The organism is Ruegeria sp. CG4, assembly GCF_056537185.1.
The window spans coordinates 944,773-964,009 of record NZ_JBQFRB010000001.1; the positions used below are offsets into that span (position 1 = coordinate 944,773).

Annotated in this window: 19 protein-coding genes; 7 read left to right on the plus strand and 12 right to left on the minus strand. The window is 58.5% G+C overall.

The window, feature by feature from the left end; all coding sequences use genetic code 11:
• Nucleotides 1-5 precede the first annotated feature (5 nt).
• The 3 genes from parE (at nt 6) to ACR0J2_RS04715 (ending at nt 3,378) form a co-directional block, all read left to right on the plus strand.
• Nucleotides 6-1,964, plus strand: a complete 1,959-nt coding sequence (gene parE / locus ACR0J2_RS04705) for a DNA topoisomerase IV subunit B (protein ID WP_480811795.1) — start codon at nt 6-8, stop codon at nt 1,962-1,964.
• The gene (locus tag ACR0J2_RS04710) at nt 1,961-2,845 is read left to right on the plus strand and encodes a DUF5677 domain-containing protein (protein WP_480811796.1); all 885 of its coding nucleotides are present in this window, start codon (nt 1,961-1,963) and stop codon (nt 2,843-2,845) included. Before parE ends, ACR0J2_RS04710 begins: the two co-directional genes overlap by 4 nt.
• Nucleotides 2,846-3,096: 251 nt before the next feature.
• Entirely contained in the window at nt 3,097-3,378 is a 282-nt protein-coding gene (locus ACR0J2_RS04715) for a hypothetical protein (protein WP_170610108.1), read from the plus strand.
• A gap of 16 nt (nt 3,379-3,394) precedes the next feature.
• Here ACR0J2_RS04715 and ACR0J2_RS04720 read toward each other — a convergent pair whose 3' ends face one another.
• The 9 genes from ACR0J2_RS04720 to ACR0J2_RS04760 form a co-directional block, all read right to left on the minus strand.
• A complete protein-coding gene (locus ACR0J2_RS04720; protein WP_480811797.1) occupies nt 3,395-4,165 on the minus strand; it encodes an alpha/beta hydrolase in 771 nt (256 codons plus the stop codon).
• 73 nt (nt 4,166-4,238) lie between these two features.
• Nucleotides 4,239-5,078, minus strand: coding sequence for an EamA family transporter (locus ACR0J2_RS04725; protein ID WP_480811798.1), 840 nt, complete (start codon nt 5,076-5,078; stop codon nt 4,239-4,241).
• Between the two features lie 72 nt (nt 5,079-5,150).
• Nucleotides 5,151-6,296, minus strand: coding sequence for an iron-containing alcohol dehydrogenase (locus tag ACR0J2_RS04730; RefSeq protein ID WP_480811799.1), 1,146 nt, complete (start codon nt 6,294-6,296; stop codon nt 5,151-5,153).
• A gap of 65 nt (nt 6,297-6,361) precedes the next feature.
• Nucleotides 6,362-7,744 carry an aldehyde dehydrogenase family protein gene (locus ACR0J2_RS04735; RefSeq protein WP_170676289.1) on the minus strand — a complete coding sequence of 461 codons (1,383 nt, stop codon included), beginning with the start codon at nt 7,742-7,744 and terminating at the stop codon, nt 6,362-6,364.
• Between the two features lie 99 nt (nt 7,745-7,843).
• Nucleotides 7,844-9,205, minus strand: coding sequence for a glutamine synthetase family protein (locus tag ACR0J2_RS04740; protein ID WP_480811800.1), 1,362 nt, complete (start codon nt 9,203-9,205; stop codon nt 7,844-7,846).
• Nucleotides 9,206-9,262: 57 nt separating this feature from the next.
• A complete protein-coding gene (locus tag ACR0J2_RS04745; RefSeq protein WP_480811801.1) occupies nt 9,263-10,300 on the minus strand; it encodes a TRAP transporter substrate-binding protein in 1,038 nt (345 codons plus the stop codon).
• Nucleotides 10,301-10,357: 57 nt separating this feature from the next.
• The gene (locus tag ACR0J2_RS04750) at nt 10,358-11,683 is read right to left on the minus strand and encodes a TRAP transporter large permease (protein ID WP_480811802.1); all 1,326 of its coding nucleotides are present in this window, start codon (nt 11,681-11,683) and stop codon (nt 10,358-10,360) included.
• Complete coding sequence (locus tag ACR0J2_RS04755; RefSeq protein ID WP_321252206.1) at nt 11,683-12,207, minus strand: TRAP transporter small permease subunit; 525 nt, start codon at nt 12,205-12,207, stop codon at nt 11,683-11,685. The genes ACR0J2_RS04750 and ACR0J2_RS04755 overlap by 1 nt, the downstream gene beginning before the upstream one ends.
• Nucleotides 12,204-13,019: an N-formylglutamate amidohydrolase gene (locus ACR0J2_RS04760; RefSeq protein ID WP_480811803.1), complete on the minus strand. Its 816-nt coding sequence runs from the start codon at nt 13,017-13,019 to the stop codon at nt 12,204-12,206. The genes ACR0J2_RS04755 and ACR0J2_RS04760 overlap by 4 nt, the downstream gene beginning before the upstream one ends.
• 107 nt (nt 13,020-13,126) lie before the next feature.
• Here ACR0J2_RS04760 and ACR0J2_RS04765 point away from each other — a divergent pair, with 107 nt between their 5' ends.
• On the plus strand, nt 13,127-13,996 hold the full coding sequence (locus tag ACR0J2_RS04765; RefSeq protein ID WP_170816616.1) for a MurR/RpiR family transcriptional regulator: 870 nt from the start codon (nt 13,127-13,129) through the stop codon (nt 13,994-13,996).
• Between the two features lie 851 nt (nt 13,997-14,847).
• Here ACR0J2_RS04765 and ACR0J2_RS04770 read toward each other — a convergent pair.
• Nucleotides 14,848-15,522 (minus strand): TIGR04283 family arsenosugar biosynthesis glycosyltransferase, encoded by a 675-nt coding sequence (locus tag ACR0J2_RS04770; protein WP_480811804.1) that lies wholly within the window; start codon nt 15,520-15,522, stop codon nt 14,848-14,850.
• A gap of 73 nt (nt 15,523-15,595) precedes the next feature.
• Between ACR0J2_RS04770 and ygfZ the strand changes: the two genes are divergently transcribed.
• Both ygfZ and ACR0J2_RS04780 read left to right on the plus strand, forming a co-directional pair.
• A complete protein-coding gene (ygfZ, locus tag ACR0J2_RS04775; protein WP_170816618.1) occupies nt 15,596-16,333 on the plus strand; it encodes a CAF17-like 4Fe-4S cluster assembly/insertion protein YgfZ in 738 nt (245 codons plus the stop codon).
• A 106-nt stretch (nt 16,334-16,439) separates the two neighbouring features.
• A complete protein-coding gene (locus ACR0J2_RS04780; protein WP_480811805.1) occupies nt 16,440-17,384 on the plus strand; it encodes an ABC transporter transmembrane domain-containing protein in 945 nt (314 codons plus the stop codon).
• A gap of 56 nt (nt 17,385-17,440) precedes the next feature.
• Here ACR0J2_RS04780 and efp read toward each other — a convergent pair whose 3' ends face one another.
• The gene (efp, locus tag ACR0J2_RS04785; RefSeq protein ID WP_480811806.1) at nt 17,441-18,004 is read right to left on the minus strand and encodes an elongation factor P; all 564 of its coding nucleotides are present in this window, start codon (nt 18,002-18,004) and stop codon (nt 17,441-17,443) included.
• 219 nt (nt 18,005-18,223) lie between these two features.
• Between efp and ACR0J2_RS04790 the strand changes: the two genes are divergently transcribed.
• A complete protein-coding gene (locus ACR0J2_RS04790) occupies nt 18,224-18,544 on the plus strand; it encodes a DUF6280 family protein (protein ID WP_037310273.1) in 321 nt (106 codons plus the stop codon).
• A gap of 64 nt (nt 18,545-18,608) precedes the next feature.
• On the opposite strand, the gene ACR0J2_RS04795 is transcribed toward ACR0J2_RS04790, so the two are convergent.
• Entirely contained in the window at nt 18,609-19,178 is a 570-nt protein-coding gene (locus tag ACR0J2_RS04795) for a cobalamin biosynthesis protein CobQ (protein WP_480811807.1), read from the minus strand.
• Nucleotides 19,179-19,237 lie beyond the last annotated feature (59 nt).

Sequence of the window (19,237 nt, forward strand, 5' to 3'; positions counted from 1 at the left end):
CACCCATGCCCGACGATCTGTTGACGCCCAGCGCCACCGCCGCCTATGACGCCTCCTCGATTGAGGTGCTTGAAGGGCTGGAACCGGTCCGCAAACGCCCCGGCATGTATATCGGCGGCACGGACGAACGCGCTTTGCACCACATGGTTGCCGAAATCCTCGACAACTCGATGGACGAGGCCGTTGCGGGCCACGCCAACCGGATCGAGGTCGAACTGCACTCGGATTACGCCTTGACCGTGCGCGACAATGGGCGCGGTATTCCGATCGATCCGCACCCAAAGTTCCCGGACAAATCGGCGCTGGAGGTCATTCTTTGCACCCTGCACGCTGGCGGTAAATTCTCGGGCAAGGCCTACCAGACCTCGGGCGGTCTGCACGGCGTGGGTGCGTCCGTTGTCAACGCTTTGTCGGATTCGATGGTCGTGCAGGTGGCGCGCGATAAGACGCTGTTCGAACAGCGGTTCTCGCGCGGTATCCCGCTGGGCCCTGTCGAGAAAATCGGTGCGGCCCCCAACCGGCGCGGCACCACCGTCACCTTCCACGCGGATGAGGAAATATTCGGCCATCACCGGTTCAAGCCGGCCCGCCTGTTCAAGTCGATCCGCTCCAAGGCTTACCTGTTCTCGGGCGTCGAAATCCGCTGGAAATCCGCCATAGACGATGGTGAAACCCCGACCGAGGCGTCCTTTCACTTTCCCGGCGGCCTGTCGGATTACCTCAAGGAGACGATGAACGGCTCCTCCACCTATGCCGAGCAGCCCTTCGCCGGAACGGTGGATTTCAATGAGAAATTCAGAACCCCCGGTAAGGTCGAATGGGCGATCAACTGGACACCGTCGCGCGACGGTTTCATCCAGTCCTATTGTAATACCGTTCCCACGCCCGAAGGCGGCACCCATGTTGCCGGGTTCTGGGCCGCGGTCCTTAAAGGGATCAAAGCCTATGGCGAGCTGATCAACAACAAGAAGGCCGGTCAGATCACCCGCGACGACCTGATCACCGGCGGTTGTGCGCTGGTGTCCTGTTTTATCAGTGAACCGGAATTTGTCGGCCAGACCAAAGACCGCCTTGCCACGGTTGAGGCGCAACGGCTGGTCGAAAACTCGGTCCGCGACCATTTCGACAACTGGCTGGCTGCGGACACGAAATCCGCCGGCGCCATTCTGGACTTCCTCATCCTGAGGGCCGAAGAACGCCTGCGCCGACGGGCCGAGAAGGAAACACAACGCAAGTCCGCCACTAAGAAACTTCGTCTTCCCGGCAAGCTGGTGGACTGCTCTAGTTCAACACGCGATGGCACCGAGTTATTCATCGTCGAAGGCGACTCGGCGGGCGGGTCCGCCAAAATGGGCCGCGACCGCAAGACACAGGCCCTGCTGCCCCTGCGCGGAAAGATCCTGAACGTGCTGGGCGCGGCCAGTTCCAAGCTGGGCACCAATGCCGAGATCAACGATCTGACCCAAGCACTGGGTGTGGGCCTTGGCACCAAGTTCAACGTCGACGACCTGCGCTATGACAAGGTCATCATCATGACCGACGCGGATGTGGACGGGGCGCATATCGCCTCGCTGCTGATGACATTCTTCTTCACCCAGATGCGCCCGATGATCGACGCGGGCCACTTGTACCTTGCCTGCCCGCCTTTGTATCGCCTGACGCAAGGAGCGAAACGCGTCTATTGCCTGGACGAGGCTGAGCGGGACGCGTGGCTTGAGAAAGGTCTGGGCGGCAAGGGCAAGATCGACGTTTCACGCTTCAAGGGTCTGGGCGAAATGGACGCCAAGGACCTGAAAGAGACCACGATGGACCCCGCGTCCCGCAAACTGATCCGCGTCACCATCGACGAGGACGAACCCGGCGAAACCGGAGACCTTGTCGAGCGCCTGATGGGCAAGAAACCCGAACTGCGGTTCCAGTATATTCAAGAGAACGCGCGGTTTGTGGAGGAGTTGGATGTTTGAGTAAAGCTACAGGCTTTTCCAAGCAAACTGCAACACTGCATGGCGTTCAATCTGCCCAATTGACTGCTGTCTCGGAAATTCGAGAGCAAATTCTCTCCTATTTTCGAGATACTCACATTGTGTCCCCAGCCGTAGGCACACTGTATCGGTTGATGACGTTTGCTAGCGAAAGAAGTCAAAGCATATCTTTTTTGACCAGTTGGGGGTACATCTGGGATGCCGAAATACTTCTACGCCCTTTCACAGAAACCTGCTCCAAGATTTGGTTTATTTGTTACACTCCAACTGCTGAACAGCCGGAATTGGTCGAAGAGTTTTGGACGGACCTTGAACACGTTCACGCACATCAACAAAGACATAAGGCTCAATTTGCTCAGAGTTTAGCGAACGAACACGGGACGCATCTCGATCAGCGTATTTTCGAAGCCCTCCGCGATGACACAATTTTCGAGTTTGGAGGCCAGAACAAGCAAAAACGAAAACAATTAAAGCAAAAATGGTCATTTTCCGAAATTATTGATTTCTTAGATAAGCGCAGCTTTGAAGGTTCCCCGACAATAGGTTTTCGCGCCTTGGCCCATATGTACGGGCTTCAAAGCCATTTGGTACATGGCGACAACAAAGCACTCGATTTAATGCTAGATGAACAACTGCGCGACCCGTCAGAAACAAAACTGAAACAGGATGCACAAGTCTGTCGGATAATGTCAGATCAACTACATTTTTGGATGTTTTGCCAAATGGCTCTATCAAGGCACTTCAGCAGGGAGATGAAGTTCTCGGAATTCCAACCTTTATTGGATGACTTTGAAAGCGAAGCCAAAGTCTTTAGGCAGGCATTCTCTGATTCACAGGAGCAATTCTATTCAAGTTATGAATAGAAAGGCTTCGAATTACAGTAGAAATCTGCGCCCGCCCATGGGGGCGGGTCGGGCGCGTGCTTGATGCTCTGCATAAAGCGTTGGTTGAGTAGTGCGGGACATCCCCACAGGCAACTCACAAACACTCCCCCTTGCCTAACCCGTTGACCCCGTTCACACTTGCGCACAATCCGTCATAGAAGAACGACATTTGAGGTTCCGAGCGTCCAAGACCCAATTTCAACCAACAAAAATTCGAACGGGAGGACGACATGAAATCATTAACCCTCGGGCTGGCCTTTGCCGTGCTGGCCAGCCAGGCAAACGCGCAGCAGGCTCTGCTCACCGCGTCACCGATTCCGGTCGGGGCAGAGTTACGGTTCTGCTACTATCAGGGCATGGCCTATTCACTGGATTCCTTCGTGGTGATCTCGGGCGACAACACCGTCACCACTACCTCAACATCGCGAGAGGAACATCTGCTCCGCTGTGTCAAACGGGATGATGGCACGATGAGCTGGCGGCCACAAAGCAGCTTTCAGACCAGCCGGTGATGCAATGGCGGGTCTGCTAGCCCACCTTTCCATCCAACCAATCGGCAATCTGCCCGGCGGGTTTTTCCCAGCCGGGTTCCATGAACAGAAAATGCGCGTGATCCTTTACGGGCATAAAGGTCGCGCGGTCTCCGTACAGTTCGACCAAAGCGCGGCAGGTGTCAGGGTTTACCGCCCGATCCTCGGTGCCGGATACGATCAGCACCGGGCAGTCGACCTTGTCGATGTCGACCTTCATCGCGTGGTGGTCGTCGAACATCCAAAAGAACATCTCGAACATCACCCGGCCGCTTTCGGCGCCCAACTGGTCAAACACCGCATGTTGTTGCGCCTCGGGCATCTTGTTCAGCGCGAAGGGGGCCATCAGGTCGAAATCGACGCGCATGGGCTGTTTCCAGAACGCCCCGCCCTCCATCAGCGCGCGGGGGATGGCCCGTTCGTCGTCGGTTTCGGGCAAGGTGCCCCACGCTGCGTTCGGGTTGATAAGGACGACGGCGCTGGCCAACCCGCGCGAGGCCACCTGCTGCGCCACCACGCCCGCAATCGCATGGCCAAGGAGAACCGGCTTGCTGTCCAGTCCTTTCACAAATTCCGCGATGTCGTCCGCATAATCCATCACACTGGTATCGGTCAGGCCCGGATCAGGCTCGGCCTTTGGATCTCCGCCATGATACCGCAATGCGGGGGTGTGCACGGTCCAGCCCCTGTCGCGGAAGAAACCCGCGTAATCCTGCATGCACCACGGCCCGGCAAAGGCCCCGTGGATCAGAACAATCTCTTTGGTCATGAAAACGCTCCCTCATCACTCCGACTCAATATGAGAGATCGGGGGCGCACTCAGCAAGATGGTCTTGGGGGGATTAAACGGCCAGCCCGATCAGTGCCACGCCAATGGCCATCAGGACCGCGGCCCCCAGCCGCCGCATCCAGTTGCCTTCTTTCAGGAAAATGAACCCGATCAGCGCCGCGAAGATGACGGAGGTTTCGCGCAGCGCCGAAACCGCGCCCAGCGGGGCAAAGTTCTTGGCGTAAAGCACCAACCCATAGGCCGTCATCGACACCAGGCCGCCCAACAGGCCAACAACCCACACGTTCATAGGATAATCCGCCAGTTTATTTCGCCTGCGGATGCCGACGAATCCGGCAATAAAAAGGTGCAGAAAAGCCCCCCAGGCCCAGTAGCTGAGCGTGTTTCCCGACAAGCGCACCCCGATCCCGTCGAACACCGAATAGATCGAGATACACACCCCTGTGCCTATCGCGAACAACAGGGTCGAGCGCCCGAGCCCCGAACGTAATGCCCTCCAGTTGCTGAGCTGGATACCAACCGCGATCAAAGCAATCCCGGCCCACGCCTGCAGGGGCAGCATTTCGCCCACCAACAGCATCGCCCACAGAGAGACCAGCGCCGGTACGATCCCGCGGGCGATGGGATAGACGACGCTCAGGTCACCGTGCTGATACGCCTTGCCCAGCATGAAATAGTACCCGAAATGCACAAAGGTCGAGATCAGGATGTAGGGGAAGCTCTCGGCACTGGGCATGGGCAGCATGACAACCATGATCGCCCCGGGAATAGCCTGCCCAAGAGCCACCAAGCCCATCGTCGTGGTTCGGTCGGCCGCAGATTTGACTATCGCGTTCCAAACTGCATGCAGCATTGCAGCCGCCAAAGTGATGGCGATGACAAACGGGGTCACGTCCGAACCTTTCGTGAAACAAAACCGGCCCGCAAAACGGGCCGGTGTCCTATTGTCACAAAGAGAGGTGGATCACAACGCGGTGTTGAAGAGGTTTGTGAGGTTCTCTTGGGTAAGTTCGACTGGGTTTCCGCCGCAGGAGGGGTCGATGAGGGCGCCCTGGACGAGGTCTGGGATAGCGGCTTCGGTGACGCCCAGTTCGGAGAGCTTGCGCGGGATGCCGAGGCTGTCGTTGAAGTCCTGCACAAAGGCACGGAAGCCGTCAAAGCCGCCATCGATGCCCAGGTAAGCCGCGGCCAACGCGAACCGGTCGGCGATGGCCGGGGCGTTGAAGTCCAGCACGGCGGGCATGCAGACCGCGTTGGTGGTGCCGTGGTGGGTGTTGAAGTGCGCGCCGACGGGGTGGCTCATGGCGTGGATCGCGCCCAGGCCCTTCTGGAAGGCGGTGGCGCCCATGGCGGCGGCGCTCATCATCTGGGCGCGGGCCTCGATGTCGGTGCCATCGGCATAGGCGCGCGGCAGGTAATCCTTGACCAGGCGCATCCCTTCCAAAGCGATGCCCTGGCTCATCGGATGGTAGTGCGGGCTGGAATAGGCCTCGACACAATGGGCAAAGGCATCCAGCCCGGTGCCTGCGGTGATGAACCTGGGCATGCCCACGGTCAGCTCCGGGTCACAGAGCACGACCGTTGGCAGCACTTTCGGGTGAAAGATGATCTTCTTGGCATGGGTTTCGGAGTTGGTGATGACGCTGGCGCGACCCACCTCCGATCCGGTGCCCGCGGTCGTCGGCACGGCGATGATCGGCGCGATGGCATCTGCGTCGGCGCGGGTCCACCAGTCGCCAATGTCTTCAAAATCCCAGACTGGCCGCGTCTGACCCGCCATGAAGGCCACCATCTTGCCCAGATCCAGACCCGAGCCGCCGCCAAACGCGATCACCCCGTCATGGCCACCCGCTTTATAGGCCGCGACACCGGCCTCAAGGTTCTTCTCATTCGGGTTCGGGTCCACGTCGTTGAACAGGCCGCGCCCCAGACCGGCGGCCTCCATGATATCCAGCGTTGCCTTGGTGATCGGCAGATCGGCCAGCCCCTTGTCGGTGACCAGCAGCGGGCGTTTCATCCCGGCGGCTGCGCAGGCCTCGGGCAGTTCCCGGATTCGGCCTGCGCCGAATTTGACCGCGGTCGGATAAGACCAGTTTCCTTGAAGGTTCATGTCCTGTTTTCTCTCAATGTTCGGGCCCGTCCCGCAGAGGGGGAGAACGGGACGAGCGGGTATCCTCAGCCAGTCACCTTTTTCAGGTGATACGACTTTGGACGGGTCAGGTTGTGATAGCCGATCACGGACAGTCCGCCGCCACGACCGGTATTCTTGCAGCCGGTCCAGCACAGGCCCGGGTCCAGATAGTCGGCCCGGTTCATGAACACGGTGCCGGTCTCGATCCGGTCCCCGACCCGCGCGGCGCGGTCCACATCGCGGGTCCAGAGCGACGCGGTCAGGCCAAATTCGCTGTCATTCATCAGCGCGATGGCTTCTTCGTCCGAGGACACTTTCATTATGCCAACGACGGGGCCAAAGCTTTCGTCCCGCATCACCCGCATGTCATGGGTGACGCCTGTAAGAATCTGCGGCGTCAGATAAGCACCGCCATCATCCTCAGGGAAGGTGTCGATATGGGCCACCGCGCCAGCCGCAACCGCCTCGGCAATCTGCGCCCGCACCTCGTCGGCAAAGCGCACATTCGCCATCGGACCAATTGTCGTCCCGGTATCCAGCGGGTTGCCCAGCTTATAACCTTTCACAACCTCAACCGCCTTGGCAACGAAGTCATCATACAGGCTATCATGGACGTAAATCCGCTCAATCCCGCAGCAGCACTGGCCCGAATTGAACATCGCCCCGTCGATCAGCGTATCAACTGCCGCGTCCAGATCGGCATCCTCCATGACATAGCCCGGATCCTTGCCGCCCAGTTCCGTGCCGACACCGGTGAATGTCCCTGCCGCCGCGCGTTCCATCGCCCGACCGCCCCCGACCGAGCCGGTGAAGTTCACGAAGTCGAACGCATTGCCAGCGATCAGATCATTGGTCACGTCATGGCTCAGAAAAACATTCTGGAACACATCCTCGGGCACACCTGCCGAATGGAAGGCCTGCGCCATACGCTCCCCCACCAGCAGGGTCTGCGTGGCATGTTTCAGGATCACAGTGTTGCCCGCGATCAGCGCCGGTGCCACCGTGTTGATTGCGGTCATGTAGGGGTAGTTCCACGGCGCCACCACAAACACGACCCCGTGCGGGATGCGCTTGATATAGCGCCTGAACGTCTCATCCTCGCCCACCGCGATATCGGCCAGAGAGGTTGCGGCAATCTCGGCCATGTAACTGGCGCGCTCATTGAAGCCGCCGAACTCACCGCCATAGCGCACCGGGCGACCCATCATATGGGCCAATTCCGGCACGATCTCGTCATTCATCGCGCCAACGGCGGCTACGCCCGCCATTACAAGATCAATCCGCTCCTGCAACGGCCGCGCCGCCCAGCCCGCCTGCGCCGCGCGGGCCTTTGCGGCCAGCTCAAACGCAGCTTCGCGCGACAGCACTTCCCGCTCGGCAAAAACCGATCCATCGACCGGAGAGATACACTTCAGTGTCTGGGCCATCCCAACCTCTTGACTGTTCGCAGGGCGCGCCCTGCTTCATCTTTTTCCAAATACTCTCGCCGAAGGCACCCGGGCGCGCAGCGCCCGCTCTCCCCTAGCCTACGCCCGCTCGAAGCCCCGGGCCACTTCCCAATCCGTCACCACGCGCTCGAATTCCTCAATCTCGACCTCGGCCGCGCGGGTATAGTGATCCACCACATCATCCCCCATAGCTCCGCGCAACATCGCCGAGCCATGCAGCGCGTTGCGCGCATCCTTCAAAGTGCCGGGGATCATGCCCGTGTCGCCCTGATAGACATCGCCCCTTGCAGGCGGTTGTAGCTCCAGCCCCTCTTCGATACCCGCAATCCCGGCCGCCAACATTCCGGCCATCGCCAGATAGGGGTTCATGTCCGACCCAGGGATCCGGCACTCCACCCGAACCGCCTTGGTGCCATCCCCGCACAGGCGGAACCCGGCGGTGCGGTTGTCAACCGACCAGATGATCCGCGTCGGCGCAAAGGTGCCCTTCATGAACCGCTTGTAGCTGTTGATGTAAGGCGCCATGAAGTATGTGTAATCGGCAGCGTATTTCAGCAGACCGGCCATGTAGCTTTTCATCAGCGCCGACATGCCCAGCTCATCTTCCGCGTCATAGAAGGCAGGCTTGCCATCGGCCCAAAGCGACTGGTGCACGTGGGACGAACTGCCCACCTTGTCGTGATGCCATTTCGGCAGAAACGTCGCCGCATGGCCATGCTGCCAGGCGATCTCTTTCACCGCGTTCTTGGCAATCGAGTGATATTCAGCCGTATCCATCGCCGGCGCGTATTTGATGTTCAGCTCTTCTTGCCCGGTCTCGGCCTCACCCTTCGAGTTTTCGACCGGAATGCCGGCATTCCAAAGATGGTTGCGGATCGGCCGCATCACATGCTCTTCCTTGGTGGTCTGCAGGATGTGATAATCCTCGTTATAGCCCGAGATCGGTTGCAGATCGCGGAACCCCTCCTTGCGGATCGCATCAAAGCTCTTTTCGAACAGGAAAAACTCCAGCTCGGTGGCGCACATCGCCTCATAGCCCATCGCCTTCAGGCGGTTCACCTGCTTCTTCAGGATCGAACGCGGCGCATGCGGCACCTCTTCATGCGTGTGATGATCCAGCACATCACACATCACCATCACCGTCCCCTCAAGCCACGGCACCGGCCGCAGCGTGTCCAGATCCGGCTTCATGACGTAGTCGCCGTATCCCCGCTCCCAGCTGGTCGAGGCATACCCGTCCGGCGTCCCCATCTCGAGGTCCGTTGCCAGCAGATAGTTGCAGCAATGCGTCTCTTCCCACGCACCCGCAACAAAATGACCCCCATGAAACCGCTTCCCCATCAAACGGCCCTGCATGTCAACAAAACAAACCAAGACTGTATCAATGTCACCGGATGCGACCTGGGATTTCAGGGTTTCGAATGTCAAAGTTGCGGTCATGAAACAAACCTCTAGCTGCTGACGGGGGCACCAAACGCGGTGCCCCCGAGTTTGGTATCAATCGAAGGTATAGGGAGCACCGGCCTGGTTGATGACCGAGTTGTACTCGCGGAAGATGCCAACAATCTTCTGGTGAATCTCGCCTTCCTGCGCGACCTCATCCCAGAATTCGATAGCTGCGTTTTCAACCTCTTTCCATTCCGAGGCCGGAACTTGCCGCAGTTCCAGCTTGTCGCCGTTGGCACGCAACGCCGCTTCGCCACCCCAGTACCACTGGTTGCGATAGGTGTGGCCCGCCTCGATCCCGGCCATGACAACCGATTTCAGGTGATCGGGCAGTTCGGCCCAGCGTTCCTGATTTGCGAACCACGAACCGATCCAGGCACCCGAGATGTTGTTGGTCAGGAAGTAGTCGGTCACATCGGCCCAGCCCACGGTGTAATCTTCGGTGATGCCCGACCATGCCATACCGTCCAGCTCTCCGGTCTGAACCGCCACTTCGGCATCCTCGTAAGGAATGTTCACCGGCACGACGCCAAACTTGGCCAGGAAGCGACCCGCCGTCGGGAAGGTGTACAGCTTCAGCCCGTCCAGATCGCCGAGCGTCTTGATTTCCTTCTTGGTGTTGAAGTTGCACGGGTCCTGACCCGCAGCAGACAACCACGCCACACCGACCTTTTCGTATTCTGACTGCCAGATATCGGCCAGACCGTACTGATTGAACAGCACGGGCACATCAAGGATATGTTTGGTCGCAAAGGGGAAGTAGCCGCCGAACTGGCGCAGCGGCGTCGGCGACGCCATCGAGTCGTCGTCTGAATGCACCCCGTCGATGGTACCGCGCTGCAGCGCCTGGAACAGTTCGCCGGTGGGAACGATCTGATCGGCAAAATACAGCTCGATCTCAAGTTCGCCATTTGCGTTGGCGTTGATGTAGTCGATGGCAGGCTTGGTCACGTGCTCGCCCAATGCGCTGCCGGCGTAGGTCTGGAACCGCCACTTGATGGCCGACTGTGCTTTGACGATTGCAGGGCTTGCCAGAGTGGCCGCCCCGGCCAGCCCCGCCGACCTTAGAAATCTGCGTCTTGTTGTCATTATCCTTCTCCTCTGTTTAGTCGAACTGAGTTTCGCCCCTTTGCGGGGTCTTCTGACTTATTTTCCATAGACATAATTCGGCAGCCAAAGCGCGATTTCTGGGAAGATGATGATCGTGGCCAAGGCGCAGGCCATCACCAGAACAAAAGGAATGATCGAGCCGTAGATGTCGCGCAACGAAATTTCGGGCGGGGCCATCGCCCGCATCAGGAACAGGTTATAGCCAAACGGCGGCGTCATATACGCGATCTGCGTGGTGATGGTGTAGAGAACGCCGTACCAGATCAGGTCAAAGCCCAGTTCTCCGACCAGCGGCACATATAGCGGGGCCACGATCACCAGCATCGCGGTGTCGTCCAGAAACGTGCCCATCAGGATAAAGCTGAGCTGCATCAGGACAAGGATCATCCAAGGGGACAGTCCCAGCTTTTCGGTGAACAGGCTTTCGATGGCCTTGACCGCGCCCAGCCCGTCGAACACGGCACCAAATGCCAATGCCGCCAGAATGATCCACATGAACATGCAGGATATTCCCAGCGTATGCCGCATCGAGTTTTCAAACACTTCGCGGGTCAGGCGCCCTTTCAGCGCTGCTGCCAGCAGCGCCGTGATCGCACCAATGGCCGAAGATTCAACCAGCGAAGTCCAGCCGTTCACGAAGGGGACCATCATCACCATGAAAATCCCGACCGGCAGTAATCCGGCCTGCAGAAGGCGCAGCTTCTCTCTCAGTGGGATATCGCGTTCTTCGGCTGGCAGAACCGGGCCCAGCGACGGGGTGATCCGGCACCGGATGATGATATAGATGATGAACATGGCGGCCATCATCAGGCCAGGAAGAACCCCGGCCAGCCAAAGCTGACCAACCGGCTGACGGGCGATCATGGCATAGAGAACCAGAACCACAGATGGCGGCACCAGAATTCCTAATGATGACCCTGCCTGGATCACCCCGGTGACCATGCGTTTGTCGTAGTTCCGCCGCAGCAGTTCCGGCAGAGCAATCGTGGCCCCGATGGCCATGCCCGCTACGGACAGCCCGTTCATCGCCGAAATCAGCACCATCAGCCCGATGGTTCCGACCGCCAGCCCGCCCGACAGTCCGCCCATCCAGACATGGAACATCTTGTACAGATCATCCGCGATCCGGCTTTCGGACAGGATGTATCCCATAAAAATGAACATCGGCAGCGTCAGCAGCGGATACCACTTCATAACCTTGATCGCAGCCGCGAACCCAAGATCATAACCGCCGCGATCCCCCCACAGGAACAAGGCCGACACCACCGCGACAAAGCCGATCGCACCAAACACCCGCTGACCTGTCAGCAGCATCAACATCATTGATGCGAACATCAGCAAGGCAATCATCTCGTAGGACATCAGATTACCTCTCGGGGGATGTCGTGGCCGCAAAGGCGCAGGATGTCTTTGAAGAACTCGGAAATGGCCTGCAAAAGCATCAGGAAGATGCCGACTACCATGATCAGTTTGACCGGCCACAGATACGGCCGCCAGATGGTTGCGCTGCGCTCTCCTCCGTATTGGAACGAGTACATCAGGCTGTCCCAGCCGCCCCACAACAGGATGATCAGATAGACAATAAGGAACATGACGGTAAATGCGTCAGTCCACGCCTTGCGCCGATGGGACCATTCTCCGTACAGCAGATCCATCCGCACATTCGACCCCATCTGGATCGAGTACGGCCCGCCAAGCATGTAGTAGGCAACCATCGCGAACTGTGCCATTTCCAGTGTCCAGAGCGACGGAACAAAAAAGGTTTTCGAGATTGAAGACCACAGCAGGATCGCCATCATGGCGAACAGCCCCCACATCATCACGCGGCCAACCCTGTGATTGACCGCGTCGATGACCCGCACATATATCTCCATCGCCCGGATCACATTTCCGTCCTTTCCCCGAAATCGTTCAACGTGCGGCTGATCCATGGCACAAGACACGCCGCCATCGCCTTTTGCTGATCTTCCGTTCGGATCAGATCATTCCGGATCTCGATCATCACATTCAAAAGCCCATTGGGCTTCGCCTGCGCATCCAGCGTATGCGCTACGCCGTCCGCGGCCGAGTATGGCTCGTTCAGGCGGGTTTCAAACTTCAGATCAACAGGTGCAGACGCCATCATCGCCAGGGCAAACCGGTCATCTTCGCCATGCAGCAACCCCAGCTCTACCGATCGGGGCTTGCCATGATAGACCGGCGTGAAACTGTGGACCGTCACCATCAGCCGCAATGTCTTGCGATGCGATTGAATCTGATCGGACAAGCCGGTGCAAAAGGGCCTGTAAACACTGTCGATTCTGTCCTGCCGCTGCTGCGGGGTCAGATCGGCGTTGGCAGGGATTCGGATATCTTCGCTTTTCACCACCATTGCCCCGATCGCTTCGGGTGGGCGGTTGCAATCATAGACAAGCCGGGACACCCCTCCATGAACCAATACCGCAGACAGGTCCGCCGCGATCAGCCGGGCTACCGCCAACGCCCCCGGATCCCACGCGATGTGGCTTTCCAGTGCCGTAGCGGGCAACCCCAGATATCCCAGCGCTTCGGGAACACGGTTCGACGCATGCTCGCACACCACAACCACGGCGGGAGCATCGTTTTTCGCTTCGATATGAACGACCGGTCCGTAGTCCAATGTGCAATCCCGTGATTCCAGAAAGCGCCCCAGATTGGGCGTGTGGAAAAAATTCCACATCGGACATTCACCTGTCAATATTTTTCCTGTACAAATTTCTCCAACCTTGATTGCAGTGAAAAAATATTCACATCACAGTTGACGTCATCAAACAGGAGGGTCCAACCGTGCGGGTAACGGACAGGCTGCTGACACACCGGGACAAGCTGACCCCATCCGAAAGGCAACTGGTCAGCGTGTTGCTGGATGACTATCCGATGGCCGGTTTGGGCAGCATAACAGAACTGGCCAGCACGGCGGGGGTTTCCACCACGACAGTCGCGCGCATGTTGCAGAAAACTGGGTTTGACGGCTACCCGCAGTTTCAGGCGGCGCTGCGCCACGAGGTTAAAGAGATGATCTCGGGCCCCGAGGCCAAGCGCGATCTCTGGCAGAACGATCTGCCCGAGGAACACATCCTGAATCGCTACTCCGGGCGAACGCTGGAAAACCAGAAACGCACGATCGACGAAGTGGATCCGGCGGAATTTGACAGTTTCTGCAGGTTGCTGTGCGACCCGGACCGGCGCATTTTCCTGACTGGAGGAAGAATAACCGGCACTCTGGCGCAGTATCTCTACCTGCACCTGCAAATGATCCGGCCGGATGTCAGATTGTTGCCTGTAGCCGCCTCATGGACACATGACCTGCTGGACGTGCGCAAAGGGGATGTTCTGATCGCCCTGGATGTCCGGCGGTATGAAAACTCGACCTTGCTGATCGGGCAGCTCTGCCATGAGCGTGAGGCGGAAATTGTGCTGTTCACTGACCAATGGCGCTCACCTATTCACAGGCTGGCCAAGCACACGTTCAGCGCACGCATTTCGGTACCGTCAGCTTGGGACTCGATGGCCGCCATTCTGGTTTTGATGGAGTGCGCCATTGCCGAAGTACAGGAACGTCTGTGGGATTCGGTGAAAGCGCGGACCGACGAGCTGGAACAGGCCTTCGACCGCACGAAACTCTTTCGGAAATTCGGGCAGAGTTCAGGGTCTTAACATCTGCCGAATGGCGACCCATCCCAATCGGTACAACTGCCCGTGAACACTGTTGCCAGCCGGACGGCAGTCCGTACACTTTGAACCCATGACGTTCATTACAGAAAACCAGCTGCCACTGCTGATCCTCTTCTTTCTGGTGGGTTCGGTCGGAACGGCATTTTTGTTTCGCAAGCCGGCCGGGCACCGGGCCTGGAAACTTGCCGACTTGGTCTGGGTCGTGCTGGGCGGCATCGGCGCGCTGGTGGCGGTGCTGGCGGGCCTTTATACCTCGGACAGTTCGCGGCTGGACCGGCAGATCGACGTGGCCTATGCAGCAACGCTGGCATTTGATCGCGATGCGGCGCGGTTCCGGTTGCGGTTCTGCGACCCGGCCTATGACCCGGATACAGCAGTTTTGTGCGACAAGGTCGAGTTCCTGTCGGCTTCAACCGCCAGCAATGCCGACCTGCCGCTGTTCATAGCCGTCACGAACGAGGTTGCGCCGCTACAAGGTCTGCATTTTCTGTTCGGAACCGGGGCCAAGGACGACATGGACGAAATGCGCCACATGGCCGCCACGGCCGACGCTTTCAACATCGACCAGTTTCTTGTCTTCACCTCGTTGGATGAAAAAACCCAGACCGCAATCGACAACATGCGTCGCAAAGTGCCTGCAATCGCAGGGGACTATCTTATTCTGGCGCAAAGCTATGATGACCTGATCGAACAGGTCGGCAAGCTGAAGGATGAATGGGAATACCTGCAGGCCAACGCGCATATTCTGGTTCTGCAGATCGTCGCTCTGTGCCTGGTCAGTTTCGCCGCTCCGTTCCGGCTGGGCAAATCGCTGGTCGAACTGCGCACCGCATTCAACGCCGATACTGCTGTGCCAGTTGTTCCGGATCGGCCCCCAGAAAATAGCGAAACACCAGCCACAGGTTCCGCCCTCCCCGACGCAGCCAGCCCAAACGCTCATAGCGCTCCGCGCTCGTAACGGCACGCACGGGCAGGATGCGCACGCGCGGCAGCGCCCGGACCAGCGCGACATCCTCCATCAAAGGCTGCTCCTTGTAGCCGCCAGCAGCAAGATAGGTTTTGCGCGGCACCAGCAACCCCTGATCGCCATAGGGTAAGCCAAACAGGCGGCTGCGCAGATTGGCCCAGCCGGCGACCCATCGGGGGGCAATCCCCCTGGCCTGAAACTGCAATAGAAACGCTGCCGGTGCACCGGTTTCCAGATGTGAGGCCACCGCGTCGCTCCACCCACTTTGCAGGGCAGTGTCCGCGTGCAAAACCATCAACCACTCAGCCGAAGCCGTTTGGCATCCGCGCCGCAATTGTCCACCGCGCGAAGGCGGGCCTTCTACGATCCTGGCCCCGGCCTCCTCCGCGATGACCAATGTCTCATCCGTTGACCCTCCATCGGTAATCACTAACTCGCGGATAAGACCCACCTGCACCCCTTCCATCAGCGATTGCAAGGTTCCGGGCAACGAGCCAGAGGCGTTCAGGGTCGGGATCACGATGCTGATTGGCGCGGGCACGTCCGTTAACCTCTGGTCATGGTCACGGAAACTCCTATATCACGGAGCCCAAGGAAATGACGAGGACCACCCCATGCCCAATCGCCGCATTCTGCGCCTTTCCGGTAAGGACACTGACAGCTTTTTGCAGGGGCTGGTCACGAATGACGTCAACAAGCTGGCCCACGGCCTCGTCTACGCTGCATTGCTGACGCCGCAGGGCAAATACCTGGCCGATTTCTTTCTTAAACGGGACGGGGATGCCATTTTGCTGGACGTTGCCGAAGAATTGGCGGACGGGGTGGCCAAACGGCTGGGCATGTACAAACTGCGCGCCGATGTGACCATCGAAAACAGTGATTTGAACGTACAACGCGGAACCGGGCCTGCACCCGAAGGCGCCCTGCCCGACCCGCGCCATCCCGAACTGGGCTGGCGTGCCTATACATCGGCGGCGGACGGCGATGATGGCACCGACTGGGACGCGATAAGGGTACGGCGCTGCATTCCGGAAACCGGGGTCGAACTGACACCCGACACCTTTATCCTTGAAGCCGGGTTCGAAGCGCTGAACGGCGTGGATTTCAAGAAAGGCTGCTATGTTGGGCAGGAAGTCACGGCCCGCATGAAGCACAAGACCGAACTGCGCAAGGGTCTGCGCGGGGTGAGCGTTGATGGCATTGCGGCGGTCGGAACCCCGATTACCTCGGGCGGAAAACCTGCCGGGACCCTTTTCACCCAGTCCAATGGCCTTGGGATCGCCTACCTGCGCCTGGACCGCGTCGGGGACGACATGACAGCCGAAGACGCGAAGGTTACATTGGCCCCTTAACATGTTGCCAAAGCGGCACGACTGCGCCCAGGAACTCTGCCCTGCCCTTTGAACATGGCCACCCGCGCTGTCACACTGGTTTGAGTTCAGCAAACCGGATGCTTCAATGTTTCAGCTATACAGAGCGATCTGGCGTGCCAGCGCCGGGCGGCAGATCTTCCTAATCGTTTTGTCCATTGCAATCGCAGGTCTGGCGGCCGTTCCGCTGGAATTTCAGCGCGATATCATCAACCACCTCACCTCGGACGATGTCACGACGGAAAAGCTGATTTATCTGGGCACGGGAATGATGTCCGTCATTCTGCTCAGCCTCGCGCTGAAATGGCTTTTGGGGTTTCGCGCCGGAACACTGGGCGAGGACATGATCCGCATGATCCGCCAGCGATTGCTGGTGCGGGCCTCGGATGTAAAGGCGTCAGGCGAGGCTGTTCGCAAGGGAACCATGACCACCGCCATTTCGGCCGAAGCCGAAGAATTGGGTAAGTTTGCGGGCGGCGCATTTTCAGACCCCGTGGTTCAGATCGGAACCCTGATCAGCGTGATCGGCTATATCTCTTCGACCCAACCGGGTCTGGGCATGATCGCCTTTTCGATGATCGTCCCGCAAATCATCATCGTGCTGATCTCGCAGCGTAAGGTGAACGTCTTGGTCGCCGAGCGTGTTCATATCCTGCGGGGCGCAACCGACAAGCTGACCATCGAGGAGATCGACGCAGTCTCGAAAGAGGTCGACGCCTTGTTCGATGATATTTATGAGACCCGGCGAAAAATGTTCCTCTGGAAGCTGTCCGCCAAGTTTCTGCTTAGCGTAATCAATGGGGCCGGAACTGTCGGCGTGCTGATGCTGGGCGGCTATCTGGTGCTGAACGGCAAAACGGATGTCGGGACGGTCGTCGCAGCCACGAGCGGGCTTGGCCGAATTCAGGGCCCCACCGCGTTCCTGATCGCGTTCTACCGGCAGGTCAGCGCAAACCGCATAAAATACGAACTCATGCTCGAGCTTTTCGGCCCACACCCCGAGCGCTATCGGCAGATCGAAAGAAGTAGGTAAGAAAAACCGCGCGGCACGGAACCGCGCGGTTTTTCACTTTTCGAACAAGGGGCGCGTTATGCGCGCTCGGAATATTCCATGGTTTCGGTGTTCACGACGATCATTTCGTCCTGCCCGATGAAGGGCGGCACCATGACCTTGACACCGTTGTCCAGAATGGCCGGCTTGAACGAATTCGCGGCGGTCTGGCCTTTGACGACCGGCTCGGTCTCGACAATTTTGCAGGTCACTTTTTGCGGCAGCGTGGCGTTCAATGCTTCGCTTTCATAAAATTCGACAACAATTGTCATGCCGTCCTGCAGAAACGGGCGGCGCTCGCCCAGCAGATCGGCAGGCAGTTCGATCTGCTCATAGGTTTCGGAATCCATGAACACCAGCATGCCATCGGATTCGTACAGGAACTGCTGATCTTTCTGCTCGAGGCGGACGCGTTCGACCTTGTCCGCCGAGCGGAATCGCTCGTTCAACTTCGAGCCGTTGCGCAGGTTACGCAGTTCGACTTGGGCAAAAGCACCACCTTTACCGGGCTTTACGTGGTCAACTTTGACCGCGGCCCATAGCCCTTCGTTATGCTCAAGCACATTGCCGGGGCGAATTTCGTTCCCATTTATCTTGGGCATTACATAAATCCTTCACAAACGGTTGATGCGTCAGTTCCCGTCCCTATATCTGGCGTGACCACACCTGACAAGACAACGACACCTAGTGCTGCACTTGCAGCAAGCCATGCACATGACGCAACGCAACTATGCATTTTAAGTGTATCCGAATCGCACCTAATAGGTCATAAGAGCCGCCACGCCGAAAATGCAAGAGCAAGAACAACAAGGATTGACGAGATGAGAGATTTCGTTGACGGCACTGCCTTTAACAACGAGCAAGGCAATCGTGCTCGCAAACTTTTTGCAGCCGTCGTTTTGGCTGCTTTGGACGATGCAATTGCCGATGACAAGAAATACGGCAACGGCCCGGAACAAATCGCCCGCTGGGCCCGTTCGCGCGATGGTCGCGAGGTGCTTTCCTGCGCGGGTATCGACCCCAACGAGCGGGTCGTCAGCGGACTGATGGAGTTCGTTGGCCGTGGCGTACGCACTTCGGTCGCGCTGTCGCGTGAAGAAAGCGAGCGTCGCAACGCCGCACAGCAAGCTGAAGCCGCCTGATCAACGGCGTCTTCCGGTGAAAAAACGCGCCCCCAACTACGGGCGCGTTTTTCTTTTGAACGCTTCAGAAGAACAAAAGCCACTGGCGCGCGACCCAGATCTCGGCTGCCAGCATTGCCGCAAAGAACAGCTTGGCTGAAACCGACAAACCTCTTTGCCACAACAGCAGGTATGAACCTGCACAGACCGCGACGGAGACAGGCGCGACCCATAGGGCGTGATGCGTGCTGTCCCAATAGCTGACCGGGCTATCAAACACCCAGTCGGTCAGGGGCCAGAGGTGCGGGCGACCATCCCCTGCGTGCAGCAGGAAATCCATCGTCACATGTAATAGCGCGGCCAGGGTGGCTACGATCAGTAAGCGCCAACCGCGCCAGATACCGATCAGCAACATCGCCGCCCACAGAAAAAAGGAATTGTCGATGGCAAAGACCGTTTGCCATGATTTCGAGTAGTAGAGTTGGCCGAAAACCACCTGTTCAGGAATGCCCAGAACAAACAGCGACACGCCAGCCATAAGATAGAGCGACAAATCCGGCAGCAGAGACCCCAGCAAAGCCGCCGACAAGGTTCGGCCCCGGGGTGGTCGCGCAACTGCGGCCGCACCGATCAAAAGATGCGCGGGCGTGTTCATCCGGGCTTTCCCTTTGGCCTCAAATCAGGTCATCTGCGCCTCAACGTATAGGAGACGCC